The 14,725-nt window shown below is 37.8% G+C and carries 11 protein-coding genes, 1 tRNA gene and 1 pseudogene; 8 read left to right on the top strand and 5 right to left on the bottom strand.

Annotation, left to right across the window (positions count from 1 at the left end):
- Window positions 1-12 precede the first annotated feature (12 nt).
- Complete coding sequence (locus CXF79_RS13685) at window positions 13-1,170, bottom strand: acyl-CoA dehydrogenase family protein (protein WP_101155561.1); 1,158 nt, start codon at window positions 1,168-1,170, stop codon at window positions 13-15.
- Window positions 1,171-1,463: 293 nt separating this feature from the next.
- Between CXF79_RS13685 and CXF79_RS13680 the strand changes: the two genes are divergently transcribed.
- Window positions 1,464-2,459 (top strand): AraC family transcriptional regulator, encoded by a 996-nt coding sequence (locus CXF79_RS13680; protein ID WP_101155559.1) that lies wholly within the window; start codon window positions 1,464-1,466, stop codon window positions 2,457-2,459.
- A gap of 220 nt (window positions 2,460-2,679) precedes the next feature.
- On the opposite strand, the pseudogene CXF79_RS13675 reads toward CXF79_RS13680, so the two are convergent.
- Window positions 2,680-2,838, bottom strand: a pseudogene (locus tag CXF79_RS13675) (sulfatase-like hydrolase/transferase); the annotation flags it as partial.
- Window positions 2,839-2,868: 30 nt separating this feature from the next.
- Here CXF79_RS13675 and CXF79_RS13670 point away from each other — a divergent pair.
- The 3 genes from CXF79_RS13670 to CXF79_RS13660 all read left to right on the top strand — a co-directional run bounded on the left by CXF79_RS13670 (window position 2,869) and on the right by CXF79_RS13660 (window position 5,347).
- Window positions 2,869-3,219: an ATP-binding protein gene (locus CXF79_RS13670; RefSeq protein ID WP_101155555.1), complete on the top strand. Its 351-nt coding sequence runs from the start codon at window positions 2,869-2,871 to the stop codon at window positions 3,217-3,219.
- Between the two features lie 350 nt (window positions 3,220-3,569).
- Complete coding sequence (locus CXF79_RS13665; protein ID WP_011043517.1) at window positions 3,570-4,004, top strand: hypothetical protein; 435 nt, start codon at window positions 3,570-3,572, stop codon at window positions 4,002-4,004.
- Window positions 4,005-4,147: 143 nt separating this feature from the next.
- Window positions 4,148-5,347, top strand: a complete 1,200-nt coding sequence (locus CXF79_RS13660; RefSeq protein ID WP_101156331.1) for a putative manganese transporter — start codon at window positions 4,148-4,150, stop codon at window positions 5,345-5,347.
- A gap of 151 nt (window positions 5,348-5,498) precedes the next feature.
- Here CXF79_RS13660 and CXF79_RS13655 read toward each other — a convergent pair whose 3' ends face one another.
- The 3 genes from CXF79_RS13655 to CXF79_RS13645 all read right to left on the bottom strand — a co-directional run bounded on the left by CXF79_RS13655 (window position 5,499) and on the right by CXF79_RS13645 (window position 10,116).
- The gene (locus CXF79_RS13655; protein ID WP_101155553.1) at window positions 5,499-7,325 is read right to left on the bottom strand and encodes a nitrilase-related carbon-nitrogen hydrolase; all 1,827 of its coding nucleotides are present in this window, start codon (window positions 7,323-7,325) and stop codon (window positions 5,499-5,501) included.
- Window positions 7,326-7,548: 223 nt separating this feature from the next.
- The gene (locus tag CXF79_RS13650; RefSeq protein WP_101155551.1) at window positions 7,549-9,069 is read right to left on the bottom strand and encodes a hypothetical protein; all 1,521 of its coding nucleotides are present in this window, start codon (window positions 9,067-9,069) and stop codon (window positions 7,549-7,551) included.
- Between the two features lie 468 nt (window positions 9,070-9,537).
- Window positions 9,538-10,116, bottom strand: coding sequence for a hypothetical protein (locus CXF79_RS13645; protein ID WP_101155549.1), 579 nt, complete (start codon window positions 10,114-10,116; stop codon window positions 9,538-9,540).
- A 484-nt stretch (window positions 10,117-10,600) separates the two neighbouring features.
- Between CXF79_RS13645 and CXF79_RS13640 the strand changes: the two genes are divergently transcribed.
- The 4 genes from CXF79_RS13640 (at window position 10,601) to CXF79_RS13625 (ending at window position 14,604) form a co-directional block, all read left to right on the top strand.
- A tRNA-Ser gene (locus CXF79_RS13640) sits at window positions 10,601-10,691 on the top strand.
- Between the two features lie 133 nt (window positions 10,692-10,824).
- The gene (locus CXF79_RS13635; protein WP_101155547.1) at window positions 10,825-12,288 is read left to right on the top strand and encodes an acyloxyacyl hydrolase; all 1,464 of its coding nucleotides are present in this window, start codon (window positions 10,825-10,827) and stop codon (window positions 12,286-12,288) included.
- A gap of 136 nt (window positions 12,289-12,424) precedes the next feature.
- On the top strand, window positions 12,425-13,609 hold the full coding sequence (locus CXF79_RS13630; protein ID WP_101155545.1) for a tetratricopeptide repeat protein: 1,185 nt from the start codon (window positions 12,425-12,427) through the stop codon (window positions 13,607-13,609).
- On the top strand, window positions 13,606-14,604 hold the full coding sequence (locus tag CXF79_RS13625) for a M20/M25/M40 family metallo-hydrolase (protein ID WP_232769178.1): 999 nt from the start codon (window positions 13,606-13,608) through the stop codon (window positions 14,602-14,604). Before CXF79_RS13630 ends, CXF79_RS13625 begins: the two co-directional genes overlap by 4 nt.
- The last annotated feature ends 121 nt before the right edge of the window (window positions 14,605-14,725 follow it).

Below are 14,725 nucleotides of genomic sequence, written 5' to 3'. Positions count from 1 at the left end.
TAAATTCCTAAATTAGTTTATTTCTTGTAACAAATCACGTGCGATAATAACGCGTTGAATTTCGCTTGTGCCTTCATAAATAGAGGCTACACGAACATCTCGTGCGTAACGTTCGAGTGGGTAGTCTTTGATGTAACCTGCGCCGCCCATGAGTTGCAAAGCGGTATAACAAACTTGATTGGCTTTTTCTGAAGCAAATAGCTTGGCCATTGAAGCTTCTTTACCAAAAGGTTGCCCTTTGTCTTTTTTATCCGCTGCGTTCATAAGTAATAAACGTGCTGCTTCTAGATCGGTATAAGCATCAGCTAGCATCCATTGAACTCCTTGAAACTTAGCTATTTTTTGACCAAATTGTTGACGCTCATTAACATAATCACGGGCAAAATCGATGGCAGCTAAACCTATGCCTAAAGATAGTGAACCAATGCCGATACGACCACCAGCGAGTTCAGATACAGCGACTTTAAAACCTTGATTGAGTGTGCCCATTAAGGCATCTTTCGGTAGTCGACAATTATCAAAAACAACTTCATTGGTAGCAGAAGCGTGTTGGCCCATTTTTTTCTCGGCTGGTGATATAATTAAACCGGGTGCATCGGCTTCAACTAAGAAACACGAAATACCTTTACCTCTTGGCGCACTAGGGTCCGTTACCGCCCATAATACAAATACACCTGCATATTCACCGCTAGTAATATATTGCTTAGCGCCATTAATGACCCACTCATCGCCTTCTAAAATAGCTTTAGTTTTCATGCCTGATGGATCTGAACCCGCACCTGACTCAGTCAAACAGAAGCCACCTGCGGCATATTCACCACTACAAAGTTTAGGTAGATATTTTTCTTTTTGTGCTTCACTCGCCACAGACTCAATAACTTCACCCACCATATTAGTGACTGACATGGTGACGGCTGTTGATGCACAGGCACGTGAAATTTCAGTCATTGCTAGACTAAAAACTACCGTGCCAGCTTCAGCGCCACCGTATTGTGCACCGACATTGAGTCCCATAAAACCGAGCTCAGCGAGTTTTTTCAAATTACTTAAGAACAGTTCGCGGTCACCATGTTGATCGAGTTTTTCAGCCACAGGCGCAAGTTCAGTTTGTGCAAACTTAGCCGCCATGTCTTTTATCATCGCTTGGTCTTCAGTTAGTGAAAGGTCCATAATAGTTCTCTTTTAAATTTTCTTAGTAAAATTAGGTGCTTATTGCTCGTACTTGTTTAGGGAAGTGCAAACACGTTATTTATTATCTCATCTATCGATAGTTGATAATCGACACTTGGGTATCGATGCATGAGGATCAAAAGATAAGATTTAATAATAGATGCCATTACTATAGGGAGTATTAAAGTTAATTAAAATGACAAAATGTAACGATATAAGTCACTAAACATTACAGGTAGGATGTAATATAAGGTATAGTTGGTTATAAATATAGAGCAGTAGAAACAGTAATCATGGCCAAAGTTGATATTCATTATTTTAACCAAGCGCTCGCTTGTGCTGTGCGTAAAGGCTTTGATGGTGACAAAATCTTATTATCATTAGGTATCACTATTACGCCCAACCAGCAACGAGTTGATGGTGAGCAAATGACTCGTTTAGTGCAATATGTGTGGGCAAAGCTCAATGATGAATTTCTTGGCTGTACTAAGCATCCTTGTAAGACGGGAATATTTCCTTTTATGGCTCATCATGTCTTTCACTATAAAAGCCTGGATAAAATGCTCGAACAGGGCATTTCGTTTTACAATTTAGTCACTGATGATGTGCAAATGAAGCTTGCCAGGGTAGGAGAGGTTGCTGAATTAGAATTCGTTTTTAGTCATCCTGAACTTGATCCTAAACATTTCTTTCTCGAATTCTGGTTAATTATTTGGCATCGCTTTTCCAGTTGGTTAATTGACGTGAAAATTCCGTTGAGCCAAGTTTGTTTTACTCATCCTAAACCACAGCATTCTCAGGAAGCAAAGTTACTCTTTACATGTCGGCACAGTTTTAACCGTCCCGCAGTAAAGTTATGTTTTCATGCGAAATACTTAGATCTACCTTGCGTTAGAACCAGAGCAGAACTCACTCGTTTTTTGCGAGATTCACCAGCTGATTTAATAACTATTCCAGGCAGTGGTCAAAGTTTTAAAGCCAAAATTAGAGCAATACTGATACATGATGAGAGTGATATTCTTTTTTGTCCAAGTTTTGAAATACTTGCCCTGAGTTTAAATATGAGTGCACAAACGTTACGCCGTCGCCTTAAAGTTGAAGGGACAAGCTACCCAATGATTAAGGATGAAATTCGACGCGACTTGGCGATTGATTATTTGCTGATGACTAACCGTAACATTACCGATATTTCTACTGCATTGGGTTTTAGCGAACCCCGCTCATTTACTCGCGCTTTTAAACAGTGGACCGGCGTATCGCCCTCAAAATACAACCGGGCTAAGGTGTAACCTAACTAGCTGTGATAGTGTCGGCATAGTTCTACTTATTATTGCTCATCAGTCGTATTATTAACCAATAAATCACGGGTATTACATTGATGAAATATATCAAGATTTGGCTTGTATGTTTTTGATTTAAACTTCATTAATCCTAAAATACTGTGAAAGACATTATCATGTGTAATGTATTGTCAGCTAAATTATTTAAACAATTCTGATCAGTTTTGTTTTGATTATTGCTCCAAAAGAGCATGGGTATGTGCGTTTGTTGTTTTGGTGCAAAGGCGTAAGGAAAACCATGTAAATAAATCCCGTTCTCCCCAAGTGATTCACCATGGTCAGACACATAAAGCATTGCGGTATCTATATTGTTTTTTTCTGCTAACAAGGATAATTCTTCAATCATTTTGGATAAAACATACTCACTAATTTAATTAACAATGCACTGTATTACAGTCCTCAAAACACTATTGTCGATATAGATATTCACACGAGTGAAGGGACAACGGCATTATTAATTAGCAATCAATTATCTGTAGCGATGAATGATAATGATCTTAACAATATGTTTGAGCCCTTGTGGCAAAAAGATCAATCAAGAACTTCTGAGGATCATTTTGGTTTAGGCTTATCGATTGTGAAACGTTTATGCCGTCAGATGGATATGGAAATTTCGGTGCATTTAAAATCAGAAAAAGTCATTGAGTTTATGCTTGTTTTTGATCAAGAAAGTGAATGTGTCCAACACGAAGTCACTAACGGTAGATAGTTGAACACTACCGCTAGTTTTATTTTCCAACGTTAACACCTTATCTACAAACCAATCATGGCAACTGCCAACAGATAATATATCTCCGTATATGGCTTCCCGAAATATAGCGTCAAGTTTCATCAATTACTAAATAGAAGCCTTGCAATTGTATTTAGTAATGATTATCATTTGCATTCGGTGTTTTTAATAAGAATAACGATGAAGAATATAACGATTACTTCGATAGTTGCTTTGATTATGTTCAATACGACAATTTATACCAGGCTTTATGACGTTAAGTTACTAACACCTGATGAACAAAAACCGTGTTAGTACTTATTTATTCCAAGTGAATTAGGAGGGAGGTTATGGAACATTCTCACTGGCAATCATTGTTGAAAAATGGCAACGATTGTTTTGATAATCAACAGTTGGATCAAGCTGAGACTTTCTATTTGCAGGCTTACGATTTGCTTAGTGCCGCTCGTGGTGTTAATCCACTATCCTCCGACTTATTAATGGCCTGGATATGCACTTGTCATAACTTGACGTCATTGTATGAAGTGTTTGGTTATTTAGATTTGTCGCTGGAATATCTAATGATTCCCCATGACTATTTAATGAAAGCATCAGAGGCTAACTATTTAAATGACGATATTAAATTAACAGCCTTTAAGGGGATGAGCATAACGCTACCAGCAATTTTATCATTCACTAAGAATTACGCAAATTGTGATGGTTGTCGTTTGCAGCTCCCATCGTTACAAAAAATCATGGGACAAGAGACATCTTCTATTCATTAACAACGTTATAAAACTTTGCTCAAGAAAGGCATGATCATAATTGACTCTAAATTGAAGAGATTTAAACAGATGAATAACAACAAAGTCTTAAGAAAAATCATGATGTCAATAAAGTGGGAAGCCGTAAGTCAATGAACCTATCGATGAGTTTTTTGTTTGCTAAACCGCATATAATTAAGCTGCATTCAATAAGGCTTCGGGCATTAGTACCACATTATCAGCGTATGCTTTTGCCGATTGTTATCTGTATTTTACTTATCCAGACTCAAACTCGTGATCTTACTTTAAGAGTGCTCTCTGATGCATTTTGGCAAGTCGCGGTATTTGTTGCCATGACATTGACACTTTATCATTTATTTGCAGATAAAATTAGTCATCTGTATACCAATCATAAAGGTGAAGTAAAACCTTTTAGAGAAATAGTTACGGCAAGTTTTATGGGGGTTTTACCTGGGTGTGGTGGCGCAATTGTGGTTATTACACAATACGTCAGTGGACGAATGAGCTTTGGTGCTGTTACCGCTGTATTGACTTCAACAATGGGAGATGCGGCGTTTTTATTATTAGCGGCAGAGCCCACTACTGGCATATTTTTACTTATGCTGTCTTTTGCCGTTGGGATTATCTCTGGTAGTGTTGTAAACCGTATTCATGGGCCTGAATTTTTGCGTAATACTGTCGTCTCACGTGAGATTGAATCAAGCATATCAGCAAATAAAGTAACTATTCCAAAACGTTTAAAATATCAGGGGCTTTTATGGCAGTGGCTTATGGTTCCTGGCGCGATTGTTGGCTTGCTTATGGCTGGACAAATAGATGTTGTGTCGTTATTTCATATCAATGAAACAACCGTAATTTTAGTTGGCGCTGTCATCACGTTAGGTTTTATATTTCTTTGGGCAGCAACGCGTGAAGTAACAAATTACGAATCCATAATTTCAGAAGATAAAAAAGCACAACAAAATAAAGTCTTCCAAAAAGTAGCACTTGATACAAACTTTGTAACTAGCTGGGTTGTGGTGGCATTTCTGCTGTTCGAGTTAGCTATGTTATATGGCGACTTTCAACTTGAAAATGTATTTAATCAGTTTAGCGCCTTCGCGCCGGTAGCAGGCGTTATTATTGGTATGATCCCGGGCTGTGGACCACAAATTATTACTACGTCTTTATATTTATCGGGTGCAATACCGCTCTCTGCGCAAATAGGTAATGCAATAAGTAATGATGGAGATGCATTGTTTCCTGCAATAGCTTTGTCACCTAAAGTCGCATTTGTAGCGACTATATATTCATCCATCCCCGCATTATTAACTGCCTACGGTTACTATTGGTTATTTGAGTAACGCTATAATTGTTAAACTAGAGGCTGTTGAACTTTCGCGGTTAAGTTTTGTTCGAGATAAAAGCGCTGTTAGCCTAATCCTTCGCACAGTATTTAATCCTGATTCAAAAGCTTAAAATAAGGTCTTATTGTATGGAATGATTATGATCTACTTAAACTTTGCTACAGGCCGCAATAGGGTGAACAACCGCTTTGGTGATTTTACCGTACTGAAGTTTAACGAGAGGTTGGTTGATATAGCCAGTAAATTGTCTTGTTCTCCACTGAGGTAATAAAGCTGGGTCGGTCGTTAAATTAGCAATTAACCCTGTTGATTTCTGTTCTTTTACTTTGTTTTTACCATAGATATTGTCACTCGTGTTATCGGCTGCTAATTGGTGAGCGAAGCTTTTTTCACGACTTGCTGCCACAATGCAAATTCGATTTTCAGCAGCGCGGGATAACAAACTATATGCAACCTCGCTTGGCTCTTGAATATCAAACGGGACCAGTAATACGTGGATGCCATGTAGCGTCGAAACCTTGACTACTTCAGGGATGTTAGCGTCATCGGCTGTTAGCATGGCAATAATAATATTGCCTTGCTCTAAGGGTAATTCGATAATAGTTAATTCATCACCGAGTGGAGTCCATTGATACCTTTGGCAAAAATGTAACTGCTGCTGTGTTGCCAATAAACCATGCTCATTGATAAGCACCGCCTGATGGACTCCTTCAATAATCAAACTAGTGCATAGGTATTGAAAAGGTCTTAGCACGGCACTGACTTGTTCAATCAGCTGCTTGCTCAAGCTTTCAATCTGAGCTCTTTGTTCAATTTCATGGGTGACTGTTTTATCTGCAATAAAGAATAATTCAGGTAATTGAATAATGTCAGTAACATTATTTTCAATATACTGACAAACATCTTCAATGGCTTGTTCGTTAGACTTATATGTTGCAAATATTGCAACATTAGCCGTTAATGGCACCTTATCAGTACTCTCATACTGTGGCGCTCCCTTCGTATTCTCTGTTTGCTTTATAGCTTCTGTTAGCGCTTGATAAAGCTCAGGGCGCAACTGTTTTGAAAACTGTGTGCCATCAGGACGGGATTTGTGATTAAGCCCGACATTTGATTGAATTTCTGTTTCAGTTACCACTTCAGTTAAATCTATATCAGCAAAAATAAAACCTTCTTCATTATTAGTGAGCTTCGCTAGTATTTTGCCATTAGGAGCAATTATTTGGCTTTGACCAGCACCAACGTTAGTAAGATTAAGATCTTCTTCCATTTGTTCTGATGGTATTAATACGGCCACTTTATTTGCCGTAGCTACAAATATATTGTTTTCAAAAGCTCGAGCTGGGTCATGTAAACTGCTTTGATCTATTGCGAAGGTATTAATTGAATTACACAGTAATTGCGCACCATTTAAGGCTAACTCCCGTGATGCTTCAAAGCTCATGCTATCGTTACCAGTAAGCAGTCCGAATTTACCAATAGGGGTCACTACAACTTCAGGCTCTTTACTCACGCTAGTGAAAAAATCACTTTCATAACCAATCAACGTTTGTTTATCCGTTTGATTGATGAGATCTCCAAGTGGGGAAAATAAGCATGAAGTGACACTAATGTTAGATTTAAACGAACTGTTTTGCTGAGTATCCGGGATATTGCGGGACTGGTCACGTCGTAACGTGACGTTGAGCACAATATAACAAACATGTTTTATCGCTTGTTGTGCTATGGCTTGTAAAAACTCACCCTCAATCGGCAAAGCTTCATTCCAGGCCTGATTATGGTCGACGTAACAAGATTGACTCTTACCTAAAGACGCATTACCAACCTGAGCATTAGAAAAAAGTGTATTACAATATTCAGGAAGAACGATCACTGACGGTTTACAGGTTGCCGCCTTATTTATCATACGAACGCAGCTTTCTAGATTTTCTTGGGAATTCGAAGAGGTGGCGAACTGAGAAACGGCTACTCGCATGATTTATATTTTCCAGATAACTAATGATGGTTTGAATTTAGCAATGTGAAAGCATGATGCTTTATCGATGGGATTTTACATGAAAAAGTATGGTTGAGGCTATTTTAATGGATTATTTATGAGGTAAGTACAGGCTGTCGATTTTTCATCCAAAATGGATAATCGACAACCTTTTACTGAATACACAGGATGTGAGTTTATTCTCACCTCCTGTGTTTAATCATTAGCCTTCACAGGTAACCCAAACCACCCCATCTACACTGCATTCAAAGAGGATAGTGTTGTCTTCTTGTTTAATTGATTTGACCCAGTTATTTTGATTATCTTTGTCAATAATAATATTGTCGTATTCTAGGCGTTTACGCCAGTAATCGGTATCAACAAGCACATCTTGGTCCCAACCAATGGCAAAGGAAGACATGTGGCTGATTATCTCAGTAGCAGCTAACATGTCGCTTTTGTCTTTTATGTTGATCCAATCAGGTAGAGCCGTGAACTCTGCGTTTTGTTCTCTAAAGTAAAAGTCAGTAGAGTAAGTTGAATTTCCTTCGGTGAAGCGGTATGAGTAGCTACGTTCATAAGGATTTTCTAGATTATCATTTGAGCATTCTTCTATTGTTGCAAATGATACTGTGGGTACGATATTACTTAGTTCATACAGCACGCTGTTTTCTTCGAAACTGACACGTTCTACATTGCCACAACGATAAGAGTTATCATCGTTACGATAGATATCTTGACGAACACGTAACCATCCTCCAACGTTTTGATCGCCCCAAGGTTGTCCGCTTTCATGAAACTTAGATAGGATTATATCAACCTTAGAGAGTGATTGATCGTCAGCAAGTTTTACAAATTCTGAAAAATCTTCTGTTTCAAGGAAAATAATTTCATCGCGATACCACGCATCTGTGAATCCCAGCTCTTCATCTCTGACTGCATCTTGGTAAACAGTGACGCGTATTTCAGCTGCGTCAGGGTAAATTTTTTCAAGCTTTTTCTTGTGTTTATATGCTGCTTTTAGGCCTTTGACGATTGATTGAGCATGGTCATACGTTTCACTATCTTTAGAGGCGATAAAGTCGGAATATATTTGCTCTTCTGATAGGTTGTAATGCTGCACCAAGTTAAGCATCACATTTTCAACTTCATTTTTTATTTCGTTGCGAAGGGCACTATCTTGTTTGAGTTGGTCACAAGTTAAATTGCCTTTACCGCTAGCTTTTAGTTGGCGTTTTAGCTGTCCCCAAATAACCGTGGTGAGTGGTGAAATGTTGCGGATATCATTATCAGATATTGCTTCGATGGATGGTGGGAATGACATTTGGTAAGCTTCAGTAACTTCACCGAGGTCAAGATCCATCGCGCCTACGGGAACGTCGACATAAGTGGTTGAATACGGGACACATGCTGCTTGATCTTCAGAGAATTCAAAACTGTAATCACCGGACTCACCTGATACGGTAGAGGGTTCTGTTTGTTGGTCATATTTTCCATCCCCATCAAAATCTAACCAAACGGTTGCGCCGACGACATAGCCATCAATAACTTTTCCACTTGATCTAATAGTAGTCTCAGAGGGGAGTGGCGCGGGTTCTGCTATAGGCACTGGTACTGGTACTGGTTTTTCTACGGTATCCGGTGTTAGTAGTACCTCTGGGGTGTCAGAGCCACCACCGCCGCACGCGGTAAGTGAGAGTGCGAACACTGATGAGATGATTAGTTTGTTATTGTTATTAATCATGAATGATTGTCCCTGTTAAAATAAATTCCATAAAGCAGTTTGTTGTTTGAAACCTTGTCTTGCGCTATGAGCACATTTTATTCGCTGCAGCTGTGTCCTTTAATAAAGGAGCAATTGGCTTAAAATTATTAATTATCGCCTTTTAATAAGCGATAAATTTGTAAAGTATAATTTCAGCTGAACGTTATAAGAAGACATTAATCTTTTTAGATACTTAGGTCAACTATGTCTCAAATATGGTCCGAAATATGATCTGATTTCTCTGTCAATTTTAAAAATTTATTTCAAGGTTGATACAAGAACAGACATCATTAGATTTAAGCGTGGGGAGGGTGAGGAAGATAAATTAGTTGGTGTTGGAGGATAAAACAGTGAATGACATTAATTTCATTCACTGTACACACTAGCTAAGCTACCTAATGCCTTTAGTTACTTTTCATCAAGGCAATAGGCATAAGATTGCTAGTTTTACTCAGCATTTTGCACTACATCATCGGTAAAGTCAGTTGGCCAAAATTTATAACCTTGCACTGTCGCTTGAGCTGCTGCCCCCCATAATGCTGATTGATAGATTCTTACCCCATCAACATCATAAGAAGTATTCGCTGCGGCTTGTCCACCTTCTTCTTCGTGCTTTGCACTCGCTTCAGCTCGAGCACCGGCATCCCAACCTTCTTCTTTAAAACGTCTTAACGCTTCAGCACTGCTATAAGCATAAACAAAAGCTACTGATTTAAAACCAATGCCAACACCAACACCTAACGATGCAAAGCGATAAAACTCTGACTGTCCATTCACTTTAAGGACACAAACACCACCACCAGTAGATGCGGCAAATAAATAACTATCACTACCTGTACAAACCAAATAACCTAAGCTTTTACTTAATACACCTTTAGCTGTTGGATGATCTTCATAGATTTGTTGTAGCGCTTCAGACGTTTCTTTAACGGCATTTTTCTTTTTATCAGCAGGGGTATTACCTGTAGCACAACCCAATAATAAACTGGTGGTTACGCCGGCCAAAATAAGATTTTTTACTGTCATTTGTTATCCCTCAAGAGTTATTTGTAAATCAGTTTTTTATTATTTAACTTTTTTAGTAAATCAATAAATTAATATAGGATTAATTTATTGATAAAGATATGTTTTTACTTAATTTAAAAAGTTCATAGACTGACAAATCATTTAGTAATAAGGAAATGGCATGACGGAGCACAACATATTACTAAAGGTTGGGGGTAGGGCCTGCATTACTTCTCCGTGATAAAACTATTAATATCTTAACGGATGCTTTATTTACGTTTTAGTTTGCTAAACGATTGGCATGAATAAAACAGTTAACACTCCTGTGTAACAATAACACCGTGAAGTGATGCTTTTTAAGACAACTTGTTATTAAAATACGCTATTTATGTGTTTATATAACTTTATTTAACAATTTTTAGATTTAACGCTTTACAAATAGAACACCAGTATTTAGAATGCGCCCACTTTTGAGGAATAGCAAAATCTTTCTTTAAAGTAACTTGGTGAGATGGCTGAGTGGTCGAAAGCACCGGTCTTGAAAACCGGCAAGGGTTTGTAGCCCTTCTAGAGTTCAAATCTCTATCTCACCGCCACATTCAAAAAAGCCGCTAACTGAAAAGTTAGCGGCTTTTTGCTTTTATGATTTTATAAAAGTGATATAAAAAGCTATTGCTGATTATAAAGAGATTGAACATTGTTAATACTTAAGGACTGCGCGTGATCATTATGGATACGAATAAAACTTCCAGTAAGGCTAATACACAACATATTAAACGTATTGCTTTAGCCGTATCACTCGTAACATCCTCTTTATTACCTTTTCACTCATTTGCTCAAGCAGAAGCCAGCCAAGACATTGAATCGCAAGTACCTGTTAGCTCACAGCAAGCAGAAACTGATGTAGCGCTGAGTCCCGCAATTACCGTTGAAAATCTTGATGAAATTTATCGAGAAATGGCGACTAATACCCGTTTTGAAAATTTATCACCAGCAGATGATTTTTTCGAATCCCCTTATCAAGTGTCTATTTTTTCGAATCCAAACGGTGAGGATAGTGACAGGCTTTGGTCTCAAACTAACTCAATTTTTGCCTACGGTTTTGGTGTTATCGGTTTAATTGCTTTATTACCAGAAGACATCTCAAATTGGGATAAAGAAGAAGGCGTTTTTAATAAGTGGACTGAGAACGTGAAATCTGGCCCTGTATGGGACAGAGACACGGGCATGTTAAACCTGATCGGTCATCCTTATTTTGGTGGTGTGTATTATCAAGTAGCCCGTAAGTCAGGCTATCGTCAGTGGGATTCATTCGTATACGCAACGATTATGTCGACCTTCTACTGGGAATACGGCATTGAAGCCTTTGCTGAAGTACCTTCAATTCAAGATTTAGTCATTACCCCTGTACTTGGTTGGGCCTATGGTGAGTGGGCATTTAATACCGAAATGGATATTAGAGAAGACGGCGGTGATGTTTGGGGCTCAAGTATTTTGGGTAGCACTGCATTATTCTTTCTTGATCCAGTTGATAGTATGAGTGTTGGTATTAACAACATGTTCGGTAAAGAAATTATCAGAGCAGGTACTGGTTATGTAAGTTTTAACGAAATCCCTTACGGTGATGCAGGTCAAACTGATAGTCAAGTTAGCTTCAATATTTCATTACAAATGGGTGATGGTGGCCATTACTCGCCAAGTACTGCCAAACGTTCATCAAGAGCTAGAGATCCTATTGATACTGGTATTATTGGTGTTAGTTATGGTGTGGGTCAGACAGAGCTAGATGATTTATGGGAAGTTGAGGGTGACACAACGACTGAATACAGTTTAGGTTTATATTTTACCCGTCAATTTTCAAGCAGAGTGACTTACTCCAAAGGTAAGTTTACCGACGGTTTCAGCCCTGCAGAAATTAATTATGAAAACTATAGCTTAGACAGTCAATTCTATTTTAATAGTGAAAGCGACTTCAGACCTTACCTAACGACAGGTTTTGGTGAAACGTTGTGGAAAAAAGACATAGAAACGAAAAGATTCCAAGTTAATGCGGGTGTTGGCGCACATTATAAGCTTAATAATAATTTTGCTTTACAACTAGATTGGCGCTTTTACCACAGTACCAATGCTAATACTTCGGATCATAATACTACGTTACGTTTTGTCTATTTCTTAGGTAAGGGCGAAAGATAATCGCTCAAACTTCGTTGTAAATTAAGTATTAGTTAGTGCATAAATTGTAATTAAATATGAATAGTTAGTTACTCAAGTAGCAACTTTTTATTTTTTATAATAGGCTTTGATCATTCCTCGAGTTATTGGAGTGGTTATGAAAAGCAATTTATGTAGTCTTTTATTATGTTTTCCACTTTTACTTGCTTGTCAAAGTAATCAAAACCTCCATGTTAACCAAGCTAGCTCGCCAACAGACTTATACTTAGATAATCAATTCCTCTCTTTAGAACCCATTCATATCGAAACAGAACTAGAGATATTTCAGCTCGACGATGGCATGCGTGCCATGGTTCAGGATAAATTAGGTAATAACCTAACCACTCAGCAAAAAGCGCGAGTATTACTTGATCACCTGTTTAATGAAGAGAGTATCGCGTTAAGTTACGACGGTAATGCCAATGTTACCGCACGACAGGCCTACCATAATAAATTAGCTAATTGTATGTCACTCACCATCTTAGCGTATGCTTTAGCTGATGAAGCGGGCATGAACATTAGCTTTCAAGATGTTGATGTTCCTGAATATTGGGTAAGGAATGGCCAATATAGTTTATTAACAGGTCATGTGAATTTACTGGTAGAAGAAAGTGATGAAGTTAATAAGCGCGTCGTTTGGGGAGCAAGAAAAATTCGAATCGATTTTGACCCTTTTGTTGCAAAGAAAAGCTTTCCTTCTCACACTATTGAAAAGCATACATTACTCGCTATGTTTTATAATAATAAAGGGGCAGAGGAGATGCTAAATAAAAACTACCCACTGGCCTACCAATATCTTAAAAAAGCGACCATTACCGATAGTGATTTTTCTTCCGCTTGGGGAAATTTAGGGGTTTTATATAAACTCTCTGGTCATTACGATATGGCGGAAAGTGCTTATAGTCATGCTATTAGCCTACAAGGTGATAATCTTACCTCACTCGGTAATCTAGCTTTGTTGTTTACCATACAAGGACGACCTGAGGAAGCACAAAAAATAGACGCATTTATACACAAAGCACGTGTTAAAAACCCTTACTATCATGCATTACTTGGTAATGAAGCTTTTTTTAAGCAGTCCTATCACCAAGCGATAAAGCATTACAAGAAAGCTATTCAACTTGATGATGAACAACATGAATTTTACTTTGGCTTAGCTAAAGCTTACTACAAGCAAGATAAATTAGCGTTATCTAAATATGCTATGAAAAAAGCGGTGGCGCTAACAAAAACGAAAGATACGCAGAAGCAATATATCGCGAAACTTAATTTCCTTAAATACCATGAGACAACTAATCATTGAATAGAAGTATAATATCTTTGCTATTCCTAAGCCTGCTTTATGTATCAATAGCTTGGAGTAGTCCTTGGCGAAGCTCAGTACAACTATCACCAGTTATATCTGACAAAGACAATTTATCAGTGCTTGAGCACTTAAAAAATTTATCATCAGATCAATTTTTAGGTCGTAAATTTGCTAGCCCAGGCAGTATTGAAAGTCAGGATTACCTTGTTTCTGCGCTTAAGACTCTCTCAATACCCGCATTTAACAACCAATATCGCCACCACTTCAAACAATCAACTCTATTTCAGTCCAAGCAAGGCACTAATGTCATTGCTTGTATACCGGGTACTCATCAAAAAGACGAATACATTGTATTAACTGCTCATTATGATCACCTTGGTACTAAACGTAATAAAATCTACAACGGCGCAGATGATAATGCTTCAGGGGTAGCAGCTTTATTGCTCTATGCTGAATTACTTAAGAATAGTCCATTGAAATACAGTGTTATTTTGTTATTTACTGATGGCGAAGAAGTTGATTTGTTAGGGGCTAAAGCTTTCATTGCTGAGCAGAAAAATATACTCAGTAAGATTAAAGTAAACATAAATCTAGACATGATTGCAGGGAGTAAGAAAACTAAAAAATTACGTTTTTTAAAAAAGGATCTTGCACAACTACTTTCAAGTCAGCAACTTGATGAATTAACTCAACTTCAACATCACTTTAAGACTAACTCAGTTATTCACTTAACGCCTGGTTTCAGACGTGTTAAAAGCGTAGGCTCTAATGTCAATCGAGCAAATTGGCTCATGGCAAGTGATCATGGTGTGTTCAGTAAAGCAGGGATCCCTTTTATATATTTTGGTGTAGGTACTCATAAAAACTATCATAGTGAATTTGATGATTATGCCAATATTAATCAAAATTTCTATTTAGCCGCCATTAATATCATTTTTCAACAACTCGTCTATATAGATAATGCTATGTATGAGGGAGTAATACCTGATTGATTTGGTCAATTATCTGACTTAAAACAAAGTTAACGATAATTTATTGTAAAGCTACAAAAATGATACAGATGACAACCACTAAAATTAGTTACACTTAGCGCTCATTTATATTGAACAGATA

Source organism: Colwellia sp. Bg11-28 (genome assembly GCF_002836245.1).
In the GTDB taxonomy this organism is placed as follows: domain Bacteria; phylum Pseudomonadota; class Gammaproteobacteria; order Enterobacterales; family Alteromonadaceae; genus Colwellia; species Colwellia psychrerythraea_A.
This window is presented reverse-complemented; position numbering and strand designations above follow the sequence as displayed.

Coding starts and splice junctions, on each gene's coding strand:
- CXF79_RS13635 (WP_101155547.1), top strand. CDS start 10,825: ATGGATACGAATAAAACTTCCAGTAAGGCTAATACACAACATATTAAA.
- CXF79_RS13685 (WP_101155561.1), bottom strand. CDS start 1,170: ATGGACCTTTCACTAACTGAAGACCAAGCGATGATAAAAGACATGGCG.
- CXF79_RS13630 (WP_101155545.1), top strand. CDS start 12,425: ATGAAAAGCAATTTATGTAGTCTTTTATTATGTTTTCCACTTTTACTT.
- CXF79_RS13660 (WP_101156331.1), top strand. CDS start 4,148: ATGAGTTTTTTGTTTGCTAAACCGCATATAATTAAGCTGCATTCAATA.
- CXF79_RS13665 (WP_011043517.1), top strand. CDS start 3,570: ATGGAACATTCTCACTGGCAATCATTGTTGAAAAATGGCAACGATTGT.
- CXF79_RS13680 (WP_101155559.1), top strand. CDS start 1,464: ATGGCCAAAGTTGATATTCATTATTTTAACCAAGCGCTCGCTTGTGCT.
- CXF79_RS13650 (WP_101155551.1), bottom strand. CDS start 9,069: ATGATTAATAACAATAACAAACTAATCATCTCATCAGTGTTCGCACTC.
- CXF79_RS13655 (WP_101155553.1), bottom strand. CDS start 7,325: ATGCGAGTAGCCGTTTCTCAGTTCGCCACCTCTTCGAATTCCCAAGAA.
- CXF79_RS13645 (WP_101155549.1), bottom strand. CDS start 10,116: ATGACAGTAAAAAATCTTATTTTGGCCGGCGTAACCACCAGTTTATTA.